We start from the raw sequence: 13480 nt of genomic DNA, 5'->3' as shown, positions 1-13480 counted from the left end.
ATCGTGTTACACCTGATGAGAAAGTATTTAGTGTCGAAAGCCGAACCCAAGGCGTAGCGTGTTATCGAAAGCAGGTACTCCTTGGCCCCCAGAGAGGCTTTGTCATGAATAGCTGTGTGCGTCACGTTGCTGCGTTGGTCCTGAGTCTGGCCCTTGCGCCTCTGGCCCTTGCGCAAAACCTGCCCGGCAACAACAACTCCAACAACAGCCCGATCCACCGGGCCAACCCGAACAGCATGCAGGGTACGCAGCCCAATGCGCCGGCCATTCGCGGTATTCAGACCGGGCCGACCACACGCACACCCACCCTGGAGAACGGTGGCATTGGCAATAGTTACCCCAAGCGCGACGCCGCCCCCAGTCGCCCAGCGACTCAAACCCAGTCCCCCACCTATGATGCCAACGGCAATCGCCGGTAAGGATCCCGCCCTATGTTGCTACGCAAAACCCTTCTCGCCGCCTTTTGTGCAACCACGCTGCTGCCGATGACGGCCGCTTTCGCTGCCGACGCCCAGCAGTTCCCCAGTGAACAAGGCAGCATCACCGCCACCCCGATCGCCAAAGGCCTTGACCACCCTTGGGCGGTGGCTTTTCTGCCGGACAAGCAAGGCTTCCTGGTCACCGAACGCCCTGGCCACCTGCGTTTTGTCAGCCCGGACGGCAAGCTTTCGGCGCCACTGACGGGCGTGCCTGAGGTGTGGGCCAAAGGGCAGGGCGGTTTGCTGGATGTGGTGCTGTCGCCGGACTTCAAGCAGGACCGCCTGGTCTACCTGTCCTACGCCGAAGGCGGTGGCGAGGGCGGCAAGGCTGGTACTGCCGTGGGGCGTGGGCGTCTGGCCGCTGACCTCAGTGGCCTGACCGACTTCAAGGTGATCCTGCGCCAGGAGCCCAAGCTGTCTACCGGCAATCACTTCGGCTCACGCCTGGCCTTCGACCGTGATGGCTACCTGTTCGTGACCCTGGGAGAAAACAACGACCGTCCGACGGCCCAGGACCTCGACAAGTTGCAAGGCAAAGTCGTGCGCATCTACCCGGATGGCCGCGTGCCGGATGACAACCCCTTCGTCGGCCAGCCAGGCGTGCGCCCGGAAATCTGGTCCTACGGCCAGCGCAACCCCCAAGGGCTGGCCTTGAACCCCTGGAGCGGCACGATCTGGGAAAACGAACACGGCCCGCGCGGCGGTGACGAGATCAACATCATCGAGCGCGGCAAGAACTACGGTTGGCCGCTGGCAACCCACGGTATCAACTATTCCCTGACGCCGATTCCCGAAGCCAAGGGCAAGACGGCGGAAGGTACGGTGCCGCCCCATCACGTCTGGGAAAAATCACCGGGTATCAGCGGCATGGCGTTTTACGATGCAGACCGCTTCAAGCCTTGGCAGCACAACGTGTTCATCGGCGCGCTGGTCAACCAGGAGCTGATCCGGTTGCAGTTCGACGGTGACAAGGTGATCCACGAGGAGCGTTTACTCGGTGGTTTGAAAGCGCGGATTCGCGACGTGCGGCAGGGGCCGGATGGCTTCTTGTACGTGCTGACGGACGAGGACAATGGCGTGCTGTATCGGGTCGGCCTGAACCAGGACTGAAGGTCCATGCACGCCGCAGGCACCCGGCTTGGCGGCGATGGCGATTTCATCAACGCCATCGCCGCCAAGGTTTACAGGCCTAGTTCAGACAGCCCCGGATGATCATCCGGGCGTCGCCCCAGCGGCCAATGGAACTTGCGTTCACTCGCTTTGATCGGCAGATCGTTGATGCAGGCAAACCGATTGGCCATCAGGCCGTTCTCGTCGAACTCCCAGTTCTCGTTGCCATAGGAACGGAACCAGTTGCCCGAGTCGTCGTGCCACTCGTAGGCATACCGCACCGCGATGCGGTTATCGGTAAATGCCCACAACTCCTTGATCAATCGATAATCCAGTTCCTTGGCCCATTTGCGGGTAAGAAAGCCCTTGGCGTCTTCACGGTTGTAGGCGAATTCGGCGCGGTTACGCCATTTTGTATCCAGGGTATAGGCCAGGGACACCCGCTCGGGGTCGCGGGAGTTCCAGCCGTCTTCGGCCAGGCGAACTTTTTCGATGGCCGACTCGCGTGTAAACGGCGGCAGCGGCGGGCGTGTTTCTGCGGCAGATGACATGGGGCATTTCCTCAAAAAAATAAGGTTTAATCGAAAGTTGCGCTGACCTGTGCGTCACAGTCCCAATAACGTTCGCGCCATGCATTGCGCATTATCGGCGGCTGTTGAATCACCCATCACCAGGGCAACGGTAATGGCGCCATCGATCAGGATCAGCAGTTGCGCGGCCTGCCGTTCGGGGTCGGGGGTGCCATGTGCTTGACACAGTTCAAGTGCGTACTCGAACAGTTTCTGTTTATGGGCCTTGGCCAGCAGGCGCACCGGGTCTTGCGGGTCGCCGGTTTCGCCACTGGTGTTGATAAAGGCGCAACCGCGGAAATCGGCTGTGCCGAACCAGGCCTTGAGCGCGCTGAACAGCGCCAGCAAGCGTTCGCCCGAGCCTTCACTGCGTTCCACTTCATTGCGCAGCCACTGCATCCAACGCTCGTCACGGCGTTGCAGGGCTGCAATTACCAAGTCGTCTTTATTGGCGAAGTAACGGTAAATGCTTTTTCTCGAGACGCCGGCGGTTTTCACCAGGAAGTCCATGCCCGTGGCGGCGATGCCATGGCGATAGATCAACTTCTCGGTCACATCGAGGATGATGTCGCGGGTTTCATTTTGAGTAATATTGTTCATGTGGCGAACAGTAGAACGATCATTCTTCTTGGTCAATAAGATTTTTTCCATGCGCCACAGCGAGACCTGGGCACCCCCATGGTGTAAGCTCGGGGACTCTTTGGATTCGACCCACTGCGAGCCTTATGCCGTCGTTCTTCAAACGCTCCCTGTTGCCCAAACTGCGCGGTTTCCCTCTTACTCCAGACGCCCTTGAGGTGTTGTCCGGCGCCGACGCCTATCGTCGTTGCCTCCTGGAGAAGATTGCCCACGCCACCCGGCGCATCTATATCGTCGCGCTGTACTTGCAGCACGACGAAGCGGGGCAGGAGATCTATGACGCCCTGCACGCAGCCAAGGCTGCGCGGCCGGAGTTGGACATCGTGGTGGTGGTCGACTGGCTGCGCGCCCAGCGCGGCTTGATCGGCGCCGGCAAACAACCGGGCAACAGCGCCTGGTACCAGGCCATGACCCAAAGCCACAGCAGCGAGGTGCCGGTGTATGGCGTGCCGGTGCAAACCCGCGAGCTGTTCGGCGTGTTGCACCTCAAGGGCTTCGTGATCGACGACAGCGTGCTGTACAGCGGCGCGAGCCTGAACAATGTGTACCTGCACAAGTTCGACAAGTACCGTTTCGACCGTTATCACCTGGTCCACAGCAAAGCCCTGGCGGATTCGATGCAGCACCTGGTGGAACACGGGCTGGTCGCCTCCAAGGCGGTCAATCGCCTGGACCTGCCCAACCCGCCCACCACACGCAGCTTGCGCAACGATATCGGCGACTTGCGCAGCCGCCTGAAACACGCGACCTATGACACCACCGCGGGGCAATTGCCCAACGGCCATCTGTCGGTCAGCCCATTGCTCGGGGTCGGCAAGAACAACCCGCTGAACCGGGTGATCCTCGAACTGATCGCCAGCGCCCAGCACCAGCTGACCATCTGCACGCCGTACTTCAACCTGCCGCTGCCGGTCACCCGCGAAATCAACCGCGCGTTGGCGCGTGGGGTGAAGATCGACATCATCGTCGGCGACAAGACCGCCAACGACTTCTACATCCCGCCGAGCGAGCCGTTCAAAGTCATCGCGGCGCTGCCGTACCTATACGAAATCAGCCTGCGCCGCTTCGCCAAGCGCCATCAGCCGATGATCGACAGCGGCCAGTTGAACCTGCACCTGTGGCGCGACGGTGACAACACCTACCACCTCAAGGGCCTGTGGGTCGACCTGCGCTACACCTTGCTGACCGGCAATAACCTCAACCCACGCGCGTTCCGCCTTGACCTGGAAAACGCCTTGTTGATCGACGATCCCCAGGGCCAGTGGCTTGAGCCGCGACGTACCGAGCTGGCGCAGATTTTCCAGCACACCACGCGTATCGAGCGTTACCAGGACTTGCAGACACTGCCGGACTACCCCGAGGCGGTCGGCAAGTTTCTGCGGCGGGTCAGCCGTGTTCGGATCGAGCGGTTGCTGTATCGCATTTTGTGACGCTTATGGCGAGGCGAGGCCTGTTCAAGCTTCGTTCGTAGGATAATCCTCATCCAGTGGCGCTGACTGTCAGCGTTCACGGGTGCAGGCTAAGCAGTTGCCTACAGATAGCCCTTGTTGACTGTTCTCAAATGGCCGCCCCAGTTGTTCATGGAAACCGGGTGCTTTCCGACTGGGGCCTGCCAACTAAGGACAATTCGATGCTGCCAAACTCAATCCCTCCCTTGCCCAGTGCCTCTTCTTCCGTTTATCCAGCGTCACCCCAGGCGCCGATGCCTGACGCGTCCACGCCGGCTCTCGTTCGGGCAAAACGCGCTGCTGAACCCGTCATCGCAGGGCCGTCCTGGAGCCTGTCGCCGCCTACGAACGCCGATACCGCTACCGGCGATGCCGTCCTGGCGAATCGGCTGGCGACCGCGATCGACGATGGCAGTACCCACCTGCTTGTGCCGGAAAACAGCAGCCTGGGCGGCATAGTGGCACTCTACGGGCAGTTGCTGGACCGGCCTGAAGTTCGTGAATGGCTGACACTCAAGGGCCTTGCTGCAGACTCCCTGATACTGCGCAAAAACAGCATTGAAGGCTTCAGCACTGTAAATGGCCTGCGCACCGCCGTGAAGTTCAGCGCCACAGACGACAGTGGCTGGTGGCAGGCATCCGTAAGATTGCGGGCAATGCGTGATGTGCTCGATCCCGAAGACAAGGGCATGCCGTACCTCGCTACCCGCGAACAGCGCGTGCCGCTGCACGTGGTGCTGCACGCTTACGGTCTGCAGGCTGATACGCCTGGGCACGTGGCAACCCTCAAGGTTCAGTTGGGCGCCCAGGCCGTGGCGCTGACCGCTGGCCTGGCGTCGGCAGTCAATGGCATCAGGCAAACAATCACCGATCTGGATGAACGCGACTACTTGGCGAGCGTGTTGGAACAGCATGTGCGGGACCTGCCGGATAACCGCGCCACTGACTGGTCGACATGGCCGACGCTGGTGTCCCAGGCATCTGCCGAAACGATCGGTGTGCCAGCGCCCCATACCATTGCTCAGTTGCTTGAATCCAAGGGGCTCGGTTCGCCCCGCACGGTCGAGGCGACCCGGCATGTCATTCAATGGCTGCGCATTTCACTGCCACCGGCTCCAGCGATGGGCGACTATACCGATCTGATCAGCAGCGAGGTGGTTGACCCCGACTATCGCGCCCTTGCCACGTTGGCCGCGCAGTCGCCACAAAGCCTGCGACTTGATGTCGAGGCTCAGCTTGATCGCCTGCGCAACAGTACCGACGCGGCGGCATTCAGCCAACAACTGACTGCAGCCTTGAACGGGCCGGCCGGGACCCTTGGCGGTTACGAACCCTACCAAGCCGCCAACATGGGACGTTCCCTGGGTGAGGTGCGCGAAGACCTGGAACGCTACTTGCGCGAACACAAAGGGCTGGCCCCCAATGTTGCGGCGTTGGTGGCGCATATCGGACTGGCCCGGACAGCCCCCGAGTTTCTGGTGCGGGATATAGCGGATGAAGTAGCGATCGGTACGCCGGCCTGGATGACACTCCGGCTGGGCTGCGCCATAGCGGAAACGGTGGCGCCTGGGCTGTCGAGGGTGATGAGCGGGGCGCAAATCGCTGCATTGACCACGCTTGCGCCGACATCCGATGAACAACGCGCGATAATGCAGGTGCACGGCATGGGCTTGCTGCTGGACTGGGCAGTGCTCAACGGCGTGCTGATCGCCAAGCCCCAGGGGCAACACACTCAGGAAGAGATCAAGAAGGCCTCGCAGGTGTTCAACCGGCAACGCACCTTGGCCACCCGTGCGTTTGAGGCCGCCTGCACACCGCTGCCAACGCGCAAGGGCCTGGCGGTGGAGCAACTGCTCAAAGTATTCCCGAACACCAACGCCACCCAGTTAGAGGCCATGACGGTCTTTCTCGCCGACTCGGATGAGCGCAGGAACCTGAGGGCGTCCGAGCCACGCACGCGTTCGCTGATCGAGGCTTACATGACCGGCGACCTGGTGCCGGGCAAATGGGTTCTCAGCAGCGAGGTCACGGACACTGGGAATCCCACTGCGCGTACGCCGTTTCAGTTCCAGTCCACCGTGCAGATACCGGCGCACCCACGCCAGGCCCTGGACGCGAAAATCCGGCGCCTGCCCGTGTTGAATGAGCTGTTGGAAAAGGCTGTTGCCACCCACCATCGCAAACAGCAGATGGGTTACGTCACGCAACTCAAGCTGAGCTTTTCCAGGTTGCCGCTGGCCGATCGACAGCGTATCGAATGGGGTGCGGTGGACCTTTTCACGCTGCGCAAGAAAACCAGCAAGCAATACGTATGGGAGTCGCAAGAGGATCGGGCCGCGGTCACCGGCCGCCAAGGCTCGCTCCTGCGGGTGCTGCATGAAGGTGCCGTGACGTATTACGAGGTCTTCAGCAGCGGCAAGGTCATCAAGCACGACAACCCGCACGTAACCCAAGCGTTGGATGGTGTCGTCCGGGATAAGCGCTACCTGGGCCAATACAAGCTGCAAGGTGAACGTTATATCCGCAGCGGCCATGAAGTGCCGCTGGATTTTGAAGCCTATGCCAGTGGTGCCGCGCCGCGTGCGGGCATGACGTCAGCCGATGTCATTATCGATCGCCTCGGGCGCAGCGACCCGGCTCGCCCGCTGCCCGCTAACATGCCGTCGGCAACGTTGGTGCCCGACAGCTATCAGTCGGACCGTATCGAATTCATTGCCTGCGAAATCGCTGAGAATAACTTCTACGAACCTGTGGAAGAGATGCTGACGCGGGCCAAGGGGCAACTGCCGGTGGAAAGGAGCCGCGACGCGCATGCACGTGACGTTAACCTGCTCACGTCACTTGTACCCTTTGTGGGGGCTTATCGGGACTTTGCTGCGGGCAATATTGGCAAGGGCCTGCAGAGCCTGGCTTTAGATCTTGCCGGGCTGACGATTGGCGCCGGTGGACAGGCACATGCATTGTTCCGCTCTGTCAAAAACCTGGGGCAGGTGGGGTTGCAAACTTCACTGCGACAAGTAACTACGCGCGTAACACCGATCGTGTCCAAGCCAGCCTGGACATTGACGGCGCCGAAAGTGAGGTTCAGGGATGCAGCCTTTGATGTCAGCAAGCAGACCGCGCAGTTTTTCAACGCAGCCTTCAACCCGCTTGAGGGTTACCCGCGCTTGATCAATGCCGTTTCACGGGGAGGGAGTAAATTACCAGCACTGCTGACGACAGGCGGACACCTGGGGCTGGGTAAGGCGATGCCTCACCTGAAGACCGCCGAGGAAAAAATGCGCGGTTATTTCCTGATAGCGATGGGGCAGGCGGACCCCACCCAATCTCCTGCGTCGCCCGCCACTTGAATTCGTGAGCCGCTCACACCGTTTGGGGTAAGCGGCCCCGTACGCAACAGGTCAGTTCAGACCCAACTTGCCACGCAGGGTGGACAGGTCTTCCGCCAAGGTATTGACCGGACCCACCAAGGCCTTGCGGTCGTTTTCCTTGACCTTGTCGTAGGTCTCGAAGCCGCCGTCCTTGGTCTTGTACTTGGCCAGGATCTTGTCCACGGTGGCGAAGTTCTTGTCGACTTTGGCCAGGAAGGCCTTGTCTTGCTTCTCGATCTGGCCACGGAACAAGTCGACGATTTTCTTCGCGCCGTCGATGTTGCCCTGGAAGTCATACAGGTCGGTGTGGCTGTAGCGGTCTTCTTCGCCGGAGATCTTGGTGGCGGCGACTTCTTCCAACAGCGCGGCGGCACCGCCCACGACTTTCTCGGGTGGGAAAGTCAGGCCGTCGACGCGGGTCTTGAGGTCGTTGACGTCGGTGTTGAGCTTGGCGGTCAGGGTTTCCAGGCCCTTGGTGCTGTTCTGCGAGAACAGCGCGTATTCGATGCGGTGGAAACCGGTGAAGTCTTCGGCGGTCACGCCTTTTTCATGGTCGTCGACGCGGGAGTCGATGGATGCATCAAGGTCGCTGAACAGCTCGGCGATCGGCTCGATGGACTCATAGTGCACACGGGTCGGTGCGTAGAGCTTCTTGGCGGTGGCCAGGTCGCCTTTGTTGATGGCATCGGTGAACGCCTGGGTCTGGGTGACCAGCTCGCCGATTTCTTCAGTGACGTAGATCTTGTAGTCCGAGACCGGGCCTACCAGGTCCAGCGGCGCGGTAGCGGCGAACGCTGCCAACGGCGAAAGGGTCATTAACAACGACAACGCAATAGTCGACTTTTTCATGGGACGGTATCCGCTCTGGGTATGTTTATCAGGTGTTGGCAGTGGTTTGAGGGTGCGTTGCAGCGAGTAGCGTGCGCCCGATGAAATCCTGGGCCCCGGTGACGCCGGGCAAGGTGAAGAAATACCCGCCGCCAACCGGCTTGAGGTATTCCTCCAGGGGCTCGCCGTTGAGCCGGGTTTGCACGCTGATAAAGCCTTTCTCCAGGTCAGCCTGGTAGCAGATGAACAACAGCCCCATGTCCAACTGACCGTTTTTGTTGACGCCGTTGGAGTAGTTGAACGGCCGGCGCAGGATCAGGTTGGCCTGAGTCTGCGGGGTGCGCGGGTTGGCCAGGCGGATGTGGGCATCGAGCTTGGTCAACTTGCCTTCCGGGTCCTTGCTGTAGTCGGGTACCTGGGTTTCCTTGTCGCCATCCATGGGCGCGCCGGTCGGCTTGATGCGGCCGATGATGCTTTCCTGCTCTTGCAGTGGGGTACGGTCCCAACGCTCGACGAAGTTACGGATGATGCGCACGGCCTGGTAGCTGCCGTTGGCCGCCCAGGCCGGTTCGTCGCTGCCGGGCTGCACCCACACAATCTGGTCCATGGCCTTGGCATCGTTGGAGTTCGGGTTGGCCGAGCCGTCACGGAAACCAAGGAAGTTGCGCGCGCTCTGGGCCGGCTCGCCAGGTTTGGCCGGCGCCTGTGGCGGCACGCTGCCTTCCTGCTTCCAGCGCACCAGCAACAGGTCGGGCAGGTTTTTCACGATGTCGCGCAGGGCGTGGATATTGGTGTCCGGGGTGTTGGAACTGAATTGCAGGCTCAAGTCGCCGTGGCACTGCGCCGGTTCCAGCGCATCGTTGGGGAAGCCGACCATGCGGCTCAGGCGCTTGGGCTTGACTGCCGTGAGACCGAAGCGCTCATCGAACAGCGATTCGCCGACGGACACGGTGATGGTCAGGTTGTCTGGCGTGACCACCGGGCCGAGGATGCCGGAGTCGGTGGGCGGCAGCTTCGGGTCGACTTGCGGCACGGTGCCGCCGGTCATCAGGAAGGCGATGCGCTCGTTCAAGGTGCGGAACAGGCGCTCCAGGTCTTCGCGGTCGCTGGCCAGCACATCGAATGCCACGAGCATGCCGCAGGCTGGGCGTGGGGTGACGATACCGCTCTGGTGCTTGCCGAAAAAATCGTGGTGGTCCTGGGTCTTGTCGCTGCGTGGCGCGGTGGTGACTTGCTCGGCAGCGGCGGCCATGGCCGGGCAGGTCAGGGTGCTGCCAGCAATCGCGGCGCCGGTGGCGGCCATGCCCAACAGGACACGGCGGCGTTGGAGGTCAAATTGTGCGGAATCACTCATGTGTGCGGTCGTCTTCACTGCAGGCCGGAAAGGCCAAGGGCGGGGTCGATTCCATCGAGTGCTGCGGCCAGAGCCTTGGCCTTGTCGGCGATCTGCTTGCGCTGATCGGCGGTCACGCTGTCATACGTGGCGTAGCCCTTGTCGACCTTCAAGCCTTGGAGCTCGGCATCGAAGGCGGCGAGGGTGCTGTCGACCTTGGGCAGCAGGTCGGCGGCGGACTTGGTCAGCAGCGGGCGCATCAGTTCGACAACCTTGTGGGCAGCCTCCAGGTTGGCGGCAAAACCATTCAGGTCGATGTGGCTGTAGCGTTCCTCTTCACCGCTGATGGCGCGCACATCGGCCAGGCTGTTGAGGTTGCGCACCACGATGCTCACCAGTTGCTCCGGCGGCAGCGACTGGGCCAGCAATTGTTGCTTGAGGGTGGTGACGTCGGTCAGCAAGCGCTGGGCAACCGGTGCCACGCCGTCGAGGCTGCGTTGCTGGAACAGGCTGTATTCCAGGCGATGGAAGCCGCTGAAGGCCGGGTCCTGTTCGCGTTTTTCAAAGTAGTCGGCGCGGGCGTTGATGGCATTGTCCAGCTCCGCCAGGCGTTGGGACGCCGGGGCCAGTCGCTGGTAAGCCTCTCGCGCAGGCACATAGAGCGCTTGTGCCTGGGCCAGGTCGCCGCTGTCGATGGCCTGCTGCAAGGCGGTGACTGCCTTGACCAATGCACTGCCTTGGCTGCTCAGGTACACGCGGAACTCCGACAGTGGCCCGATAAACGCCACCATCGACGGCTTGGCCTTGGCCTGCGCCTCGGACTCGGCGGTGGGCGTTACGTGCAACGTGCCACGCGGGTTGCTCAGCAGGCCGCAGGTGATCGCATAATCACCGGGCAGCAGGTTGGCGTTGATCACTTGGCTCAAGCCGGGGGCGATGTTTTCGCGTTCCTCGACCACTAGCACGCCGTCGAGGATTTCCCATTCCACCGCACGGTCGGAGCGGTTGATGATGCGAAAGCTCGCACGGCCGGCGGGGACTGTCAGTTCATTCGGCTCACAGGCGTGGCCATGAATGGTCACGGCTATTTCATTGTGGTTGGTCTGGCGCTTGCTGGCCGCCAGTTGCGAGGCGTAATAGAACAGGCCACCGGCGGCGATCATCACGACCACCGAGCCCGCCACGGCCCAGCGCAGGGCGCGGGGTGGCGATGCCGGTTGAGGGGTTGGGTTGGACAAGGGACGGTCCTTACTGGCTGGAAACGGAAGAAGGTACAGCGGCCGGCTTGGACGGCGCGGCGGGCAGGAAGAACATCACCAGGGCCACCACCAGGTAAATCAGGTAGGCGCCGAGGGTGCTGAGGGTGGGGGCTTCCTGATAGCCGAACATACCGGCGAGTACCGAGCCCAGCGGGCTGTCCATGGGCAAGGCGGCGCTGAAGTCAAACAGCACGGTTTGCAGGTGGTTCCAGACGCCGGCTTCGTGCAGGGCCTGTACCGAATTGGCAAGGATGCCGGCGGCCACCACAAGGATAAACAGGCCGGTCCAGCGGAAAAACGCACCGAGGTTCAGGCGCATGCTGCCGGTGTAGATCAGGAAGCCAACGATGATCGCCAGGACAAGGCCGAGCAGGGCGCCTATCGGTGCGCCTGGGCCTTCGCTCTGCTGGAACACCGCGAGCAGGAAGAACACGGTTTCCAGGCCTTCACGGGCCACGGCGAAAAACACCATGAGGATCAGCGCTGTGACCTGGTGCTTGGACCCAGCCAAGGCGTGATCGAGGGATTCATGCAGGGAATGCTTGATGGACCGCGCCACTTTGCGCATCCAGAACACCATGGAGCTGAGGATGCCCACGGCGACCAGGCCGACGATACCTTCGAACAGTTCCTGCTGTTTTTGCGGGAATTCGGCGCTGACCAGTTCCAGCCCACCACCGACCAGCAGGGCCAGTGCGGCGGCAAGGAAAACGCCGATCCAGACGGCGGGCATCCACTGGCCACGGCCGGTCTGTTGCAGGTAGCTGGCGATAATGCCAACGATCAATGCGGCTTCAATGCCTTCGCGCAGCATGATGAGAAAAGGAACGAGCATTCGGCACCGCATCACAACTAGATAGGAACCTAAGTTGTAACATAATGATACTCATTACTAAACAAGCAATCTTGACGTTTGCTGAACCCTGGCTGAACGGCGCGCGTCAGCCACGCCGGCCGAACAAACGCTGTGCGATCCCCAAGGCTTGCAGCGACACCCCATAGCCGATAAAGGCATAAGGGCCAAGAATGACCCAGATCAGCGCACCCAACAGCCAGCACGGCAAGATCTCCCGGATGAACAAGGGCGAGGGTCGGCGAAAGCTCAGCCAGCGCGACAGCGGGGCGAGCTGGTCGTCGATTTCGCCGTAGCCATCGGTGGCGGGGCGCCAGATTGCCAGGATCATCAGTGCCGGTATCGCAATGAGAAAGGCCCAGGTCGGCGCCATGCCGAGGGTTTCCATCAACGTGTGGTCGGTCACCTGCTGGTCGTGCACAGCCCAGCCGGCGGCCATGCCCAGCAGTGCCAGGAACATCGGCCAGGGGCGGGTGGCACGTTCCCAGTCGCGCCAGAAGTACGGGTCACCGCCGGGCGTCAGGGCACAGAGTGACGGGAATTGGTTCAGCAGGGTTTCGCTGAGCGTGCGGCAGGCGTTCCAGTCGGGCTCGCCAAAGCGTCGGGCGAAACGCTGGCGTTGTTCCAGCGGCATGTCGCCGAACAACAACCTTGCGGCGCGACACTGGGCATCGCGCGAATCCAGGCTGGCCTGGGCGAACGTGTGCGCCTTGAAGCGCTCGAGTGCATTGCGCGCCTTGAGTTGCGACCACTCGGGCTCGGGGCAGGGGTTGTCCAGCTCTTTGTCGGACCAGGCCTGTTGGGCACATAGGGTGTCGAACAATGCCTCGGACCAAAACCGGCTCGCCAGCAGGGTGCGGGCCAGCAGGTCGTTGATTCGTGCGTGACGGGCCAGCGGCTTGAGCCATTCGGTGTGGTTCAGTTCGGTCAATGCGGCCTTGAACGCCTCGACCTGTTGTTGATCAAGCAACCCGACCAACCGCTGCTCGACGTGCGTAAACATCTGCTCCAGCAGCACGCCGAGGCGGTACTCGGGTAGGCGAATCGGTGCTTCGCGTTGCCAGGGGCTGAGCCAATGCAAGTGGGTGACGGCCCATTCGCTGAACGCCGGGTCGGCCGATATCACGCAGTGCTGCAGCAATAGGGCCTCGAATGCATCGACGCATTCAGCGTCCGTGGCCTGCCGGTAGCGGTTGGCGAGATCGCTGGCAGTGGCGCCTGCGATCAGGACTTGAGCTTGTTCGACACGGGTGTCGTCTTCGTCCATGGCCGGTTGCACGATATCGACAGGCAATGGCTGTGACGTATCAGCGGGCGCCTCGAAACGGCTCCACTCCAGGGCGTGCTCGTAGGCCTCACGCAAGCGCTGGAAGCCGCTGGGATCCTCGTCCGGGCGATACTGCTTGAGCAACACCGCGTACTGGCGCTTGATTGTGCGGGTGTCGGCGTCGCGCGTCAGCCCAAGTACTTCCCAGCAACTCATCGGTTCAACATCCTGTCAGTAAAAACCCGCGCGCAGAATACCCGAGACCCGTGACGCGGCGCCTACTCTTTTATCGCGTGACTGCCTAAGATGGCGGCATTTCACCCC

At 61.6% G+C, this 13480-nt stretch carries 11 protein-coding genes; 4 read left to right on the top strand and 7 right to left on the bottom strand.

The genetic code is table 11. The features are described from left to right. Nucleotides 1-104: 104 nt before the first annotated feature. Nucleotides 105-419, top strand: coding sequence for a hypothetical protein (locus tag AC0IYN_RS26605; protein WP_406596586.1), 315 nt, complete (start codon nucleotides 105-107; stop codon nucleotides 417-419). A gap of 12 nt (nucleotides 420-431) precedes the next feature. Beyond that, nucleotides 432-1589 carry a PQQ-dependent sugar dehydrogenase gene (locus tag AC0IYN_RS26600; RefSeq protein WP_406596585.1) on the top strand — a complete coding sequence of 386 codons (1158 nt, stop codon included), beginning with the start codon at nucleotides 432-434 and terminating at the stop codon, nucleotides 1587-1589. A gap of 71 nt (nucleotides 1590-1660) precedes the next feature. On the opposite strand, the gene AC0IYN_RS26595 is transcribed toward AC0IYN_RS26600, so the two are convergent. Both AC0IYN_RS26595 and AC0IYN_RS26590 read right to left on the bottom strand, forming a co-directional pair. Further along, complete coding sequence (locus AC0IYN_RS26595) at nucleotides 1661-2140, bottom strand: nuclear transport factor 2 family protein (protein WP_078048375.1); 480 nt, start codon at nucleotides 2138-2140, stop codon at nucleotides 1661-1663. Nucleotides 2141-2194: 54 nt separating this feature from the next. Further along, complete coding sequence (locus AC0IYN_RS26590) at nucleotides 2195-2758, bottom strand: TetR/AcrR family transcriptional regulator (RefSeq protein ID WP_471844093.1); 564 nt, start codon at nucleotides 2756-2758, stop codon at nucleotides 2195-2197. A 125-nt stretch (nucleotides 2759-2883) separates the two neighbouring features. Here AC0IYN_RS26590 and pssA point away from each other — a divergent pair, with 125 nt between their 5' ends. Together pssA and AC0IYN_RS26580 are read left to right on the top strand one after the other, a co-directional pair. Then, nucleotides 2884-4227, top strand: a complete 1344-nt coding sequence (pssA, locus tag AC0IYN_RS26585; protein ID WP_406596583.1) for a CDP-diacylglycerol--serine O-phosphatidyltransferase — start codon at nucleotides 2884-2886, stop codon at nucleotides 4225-4227. Between the two features lie 272 nt (nucleotides 4228-4499). Then, nucleotides 4500-7595 (top strand): hypothetical protein, encoded by a 3096-nt coding sequence (locus AC0IYN_RS26580; protein WP_471844090.1) that lies wholly within the window; start codon nucleotides 4500-4502, stop codon nucleotides 7593-7595. Between the two features lie 51 nt (nucleotides 7596-7646). Here AC0IYN_RS26580 and efeO (AC0IYN_RS26575) read toward each other — a convergent pair whose 3' ends face one another. From efeO (AC0IYN_RS26575) to AC0IYN_RS26555, 5 genes are all read right to left on the bottom strand, one after another. Continuing rightward, nucleotides 7647-8465 (bottom strand): iron uptake system protein EfeO, encoded by an 819-nt coding sequence (gene efeO, locus AC0IYN_RS26575; RefSeq protein WP_025854632.1) that lies wholly within the window; start codon nucleotides 8463-8465, stop codon nucleotides 7647-7649. A gap of 28 nt (nucleotides 8466-8493) precedes the next feature. Next, nucleotides 8494-9798, bottom strand: a complete 1305-nt coding sequence (gene efeB / locus AC0IYN_RS26570; protein WP_078050918.1) for an iron uptake transporter deferrochelatase/peroxidase subunit — start codon at nucleotides 9796-9798, stop codon at nucleotides 8494-8496. Between the two features lie 14 nt (nucleotides 9799-9812). After that, nucleotides 9813-11015, bottom strand: a complete 1203-nt coding sequence (gene efeO, locus AC0IYN_RS26565; RefSeq protein WP_457248261.1) for an iron uptake system protein EfeO — start codon at nucleotides 11013-11015, stop codon at nucleotides 9813-9815. Between the two features lie 10 nt (nucleotides 11016-11025). Beyond that, entirely contained in the window at nucleotides 11026-11871 is an 846-nt protein-coding gene (gene efeU, locus AC0IYN_RS26560; protein ID WP_457238439.1) for an iron uptake transporter permease EfeU, read from the bottom strand. Nucleotides 11872-11977: 106 nt separating this feature from the next. Then, nucleotides 11978-13372 carry a J domain-containing protein gene (locus AC0IYN_RS26555; RefSeq protein WP_471844086.1) on the bottom strand — a complete coding sequence of 465 codons (1395 nt, stop codon included), beginning with the start codon at nucleotides 13370-13372 and terminating at the stop codon, nucleotides 11978-11980. Nucleotides 13373-13480: the final 108 nt, after the last annotated feature.

The sequence above is a fragment of the Pseudomonas sp. AC112 genome (assembly GCF_979253545.1).
This window is presented reverse-complemented; position numbering and strand designations above follow the sequence as displayed.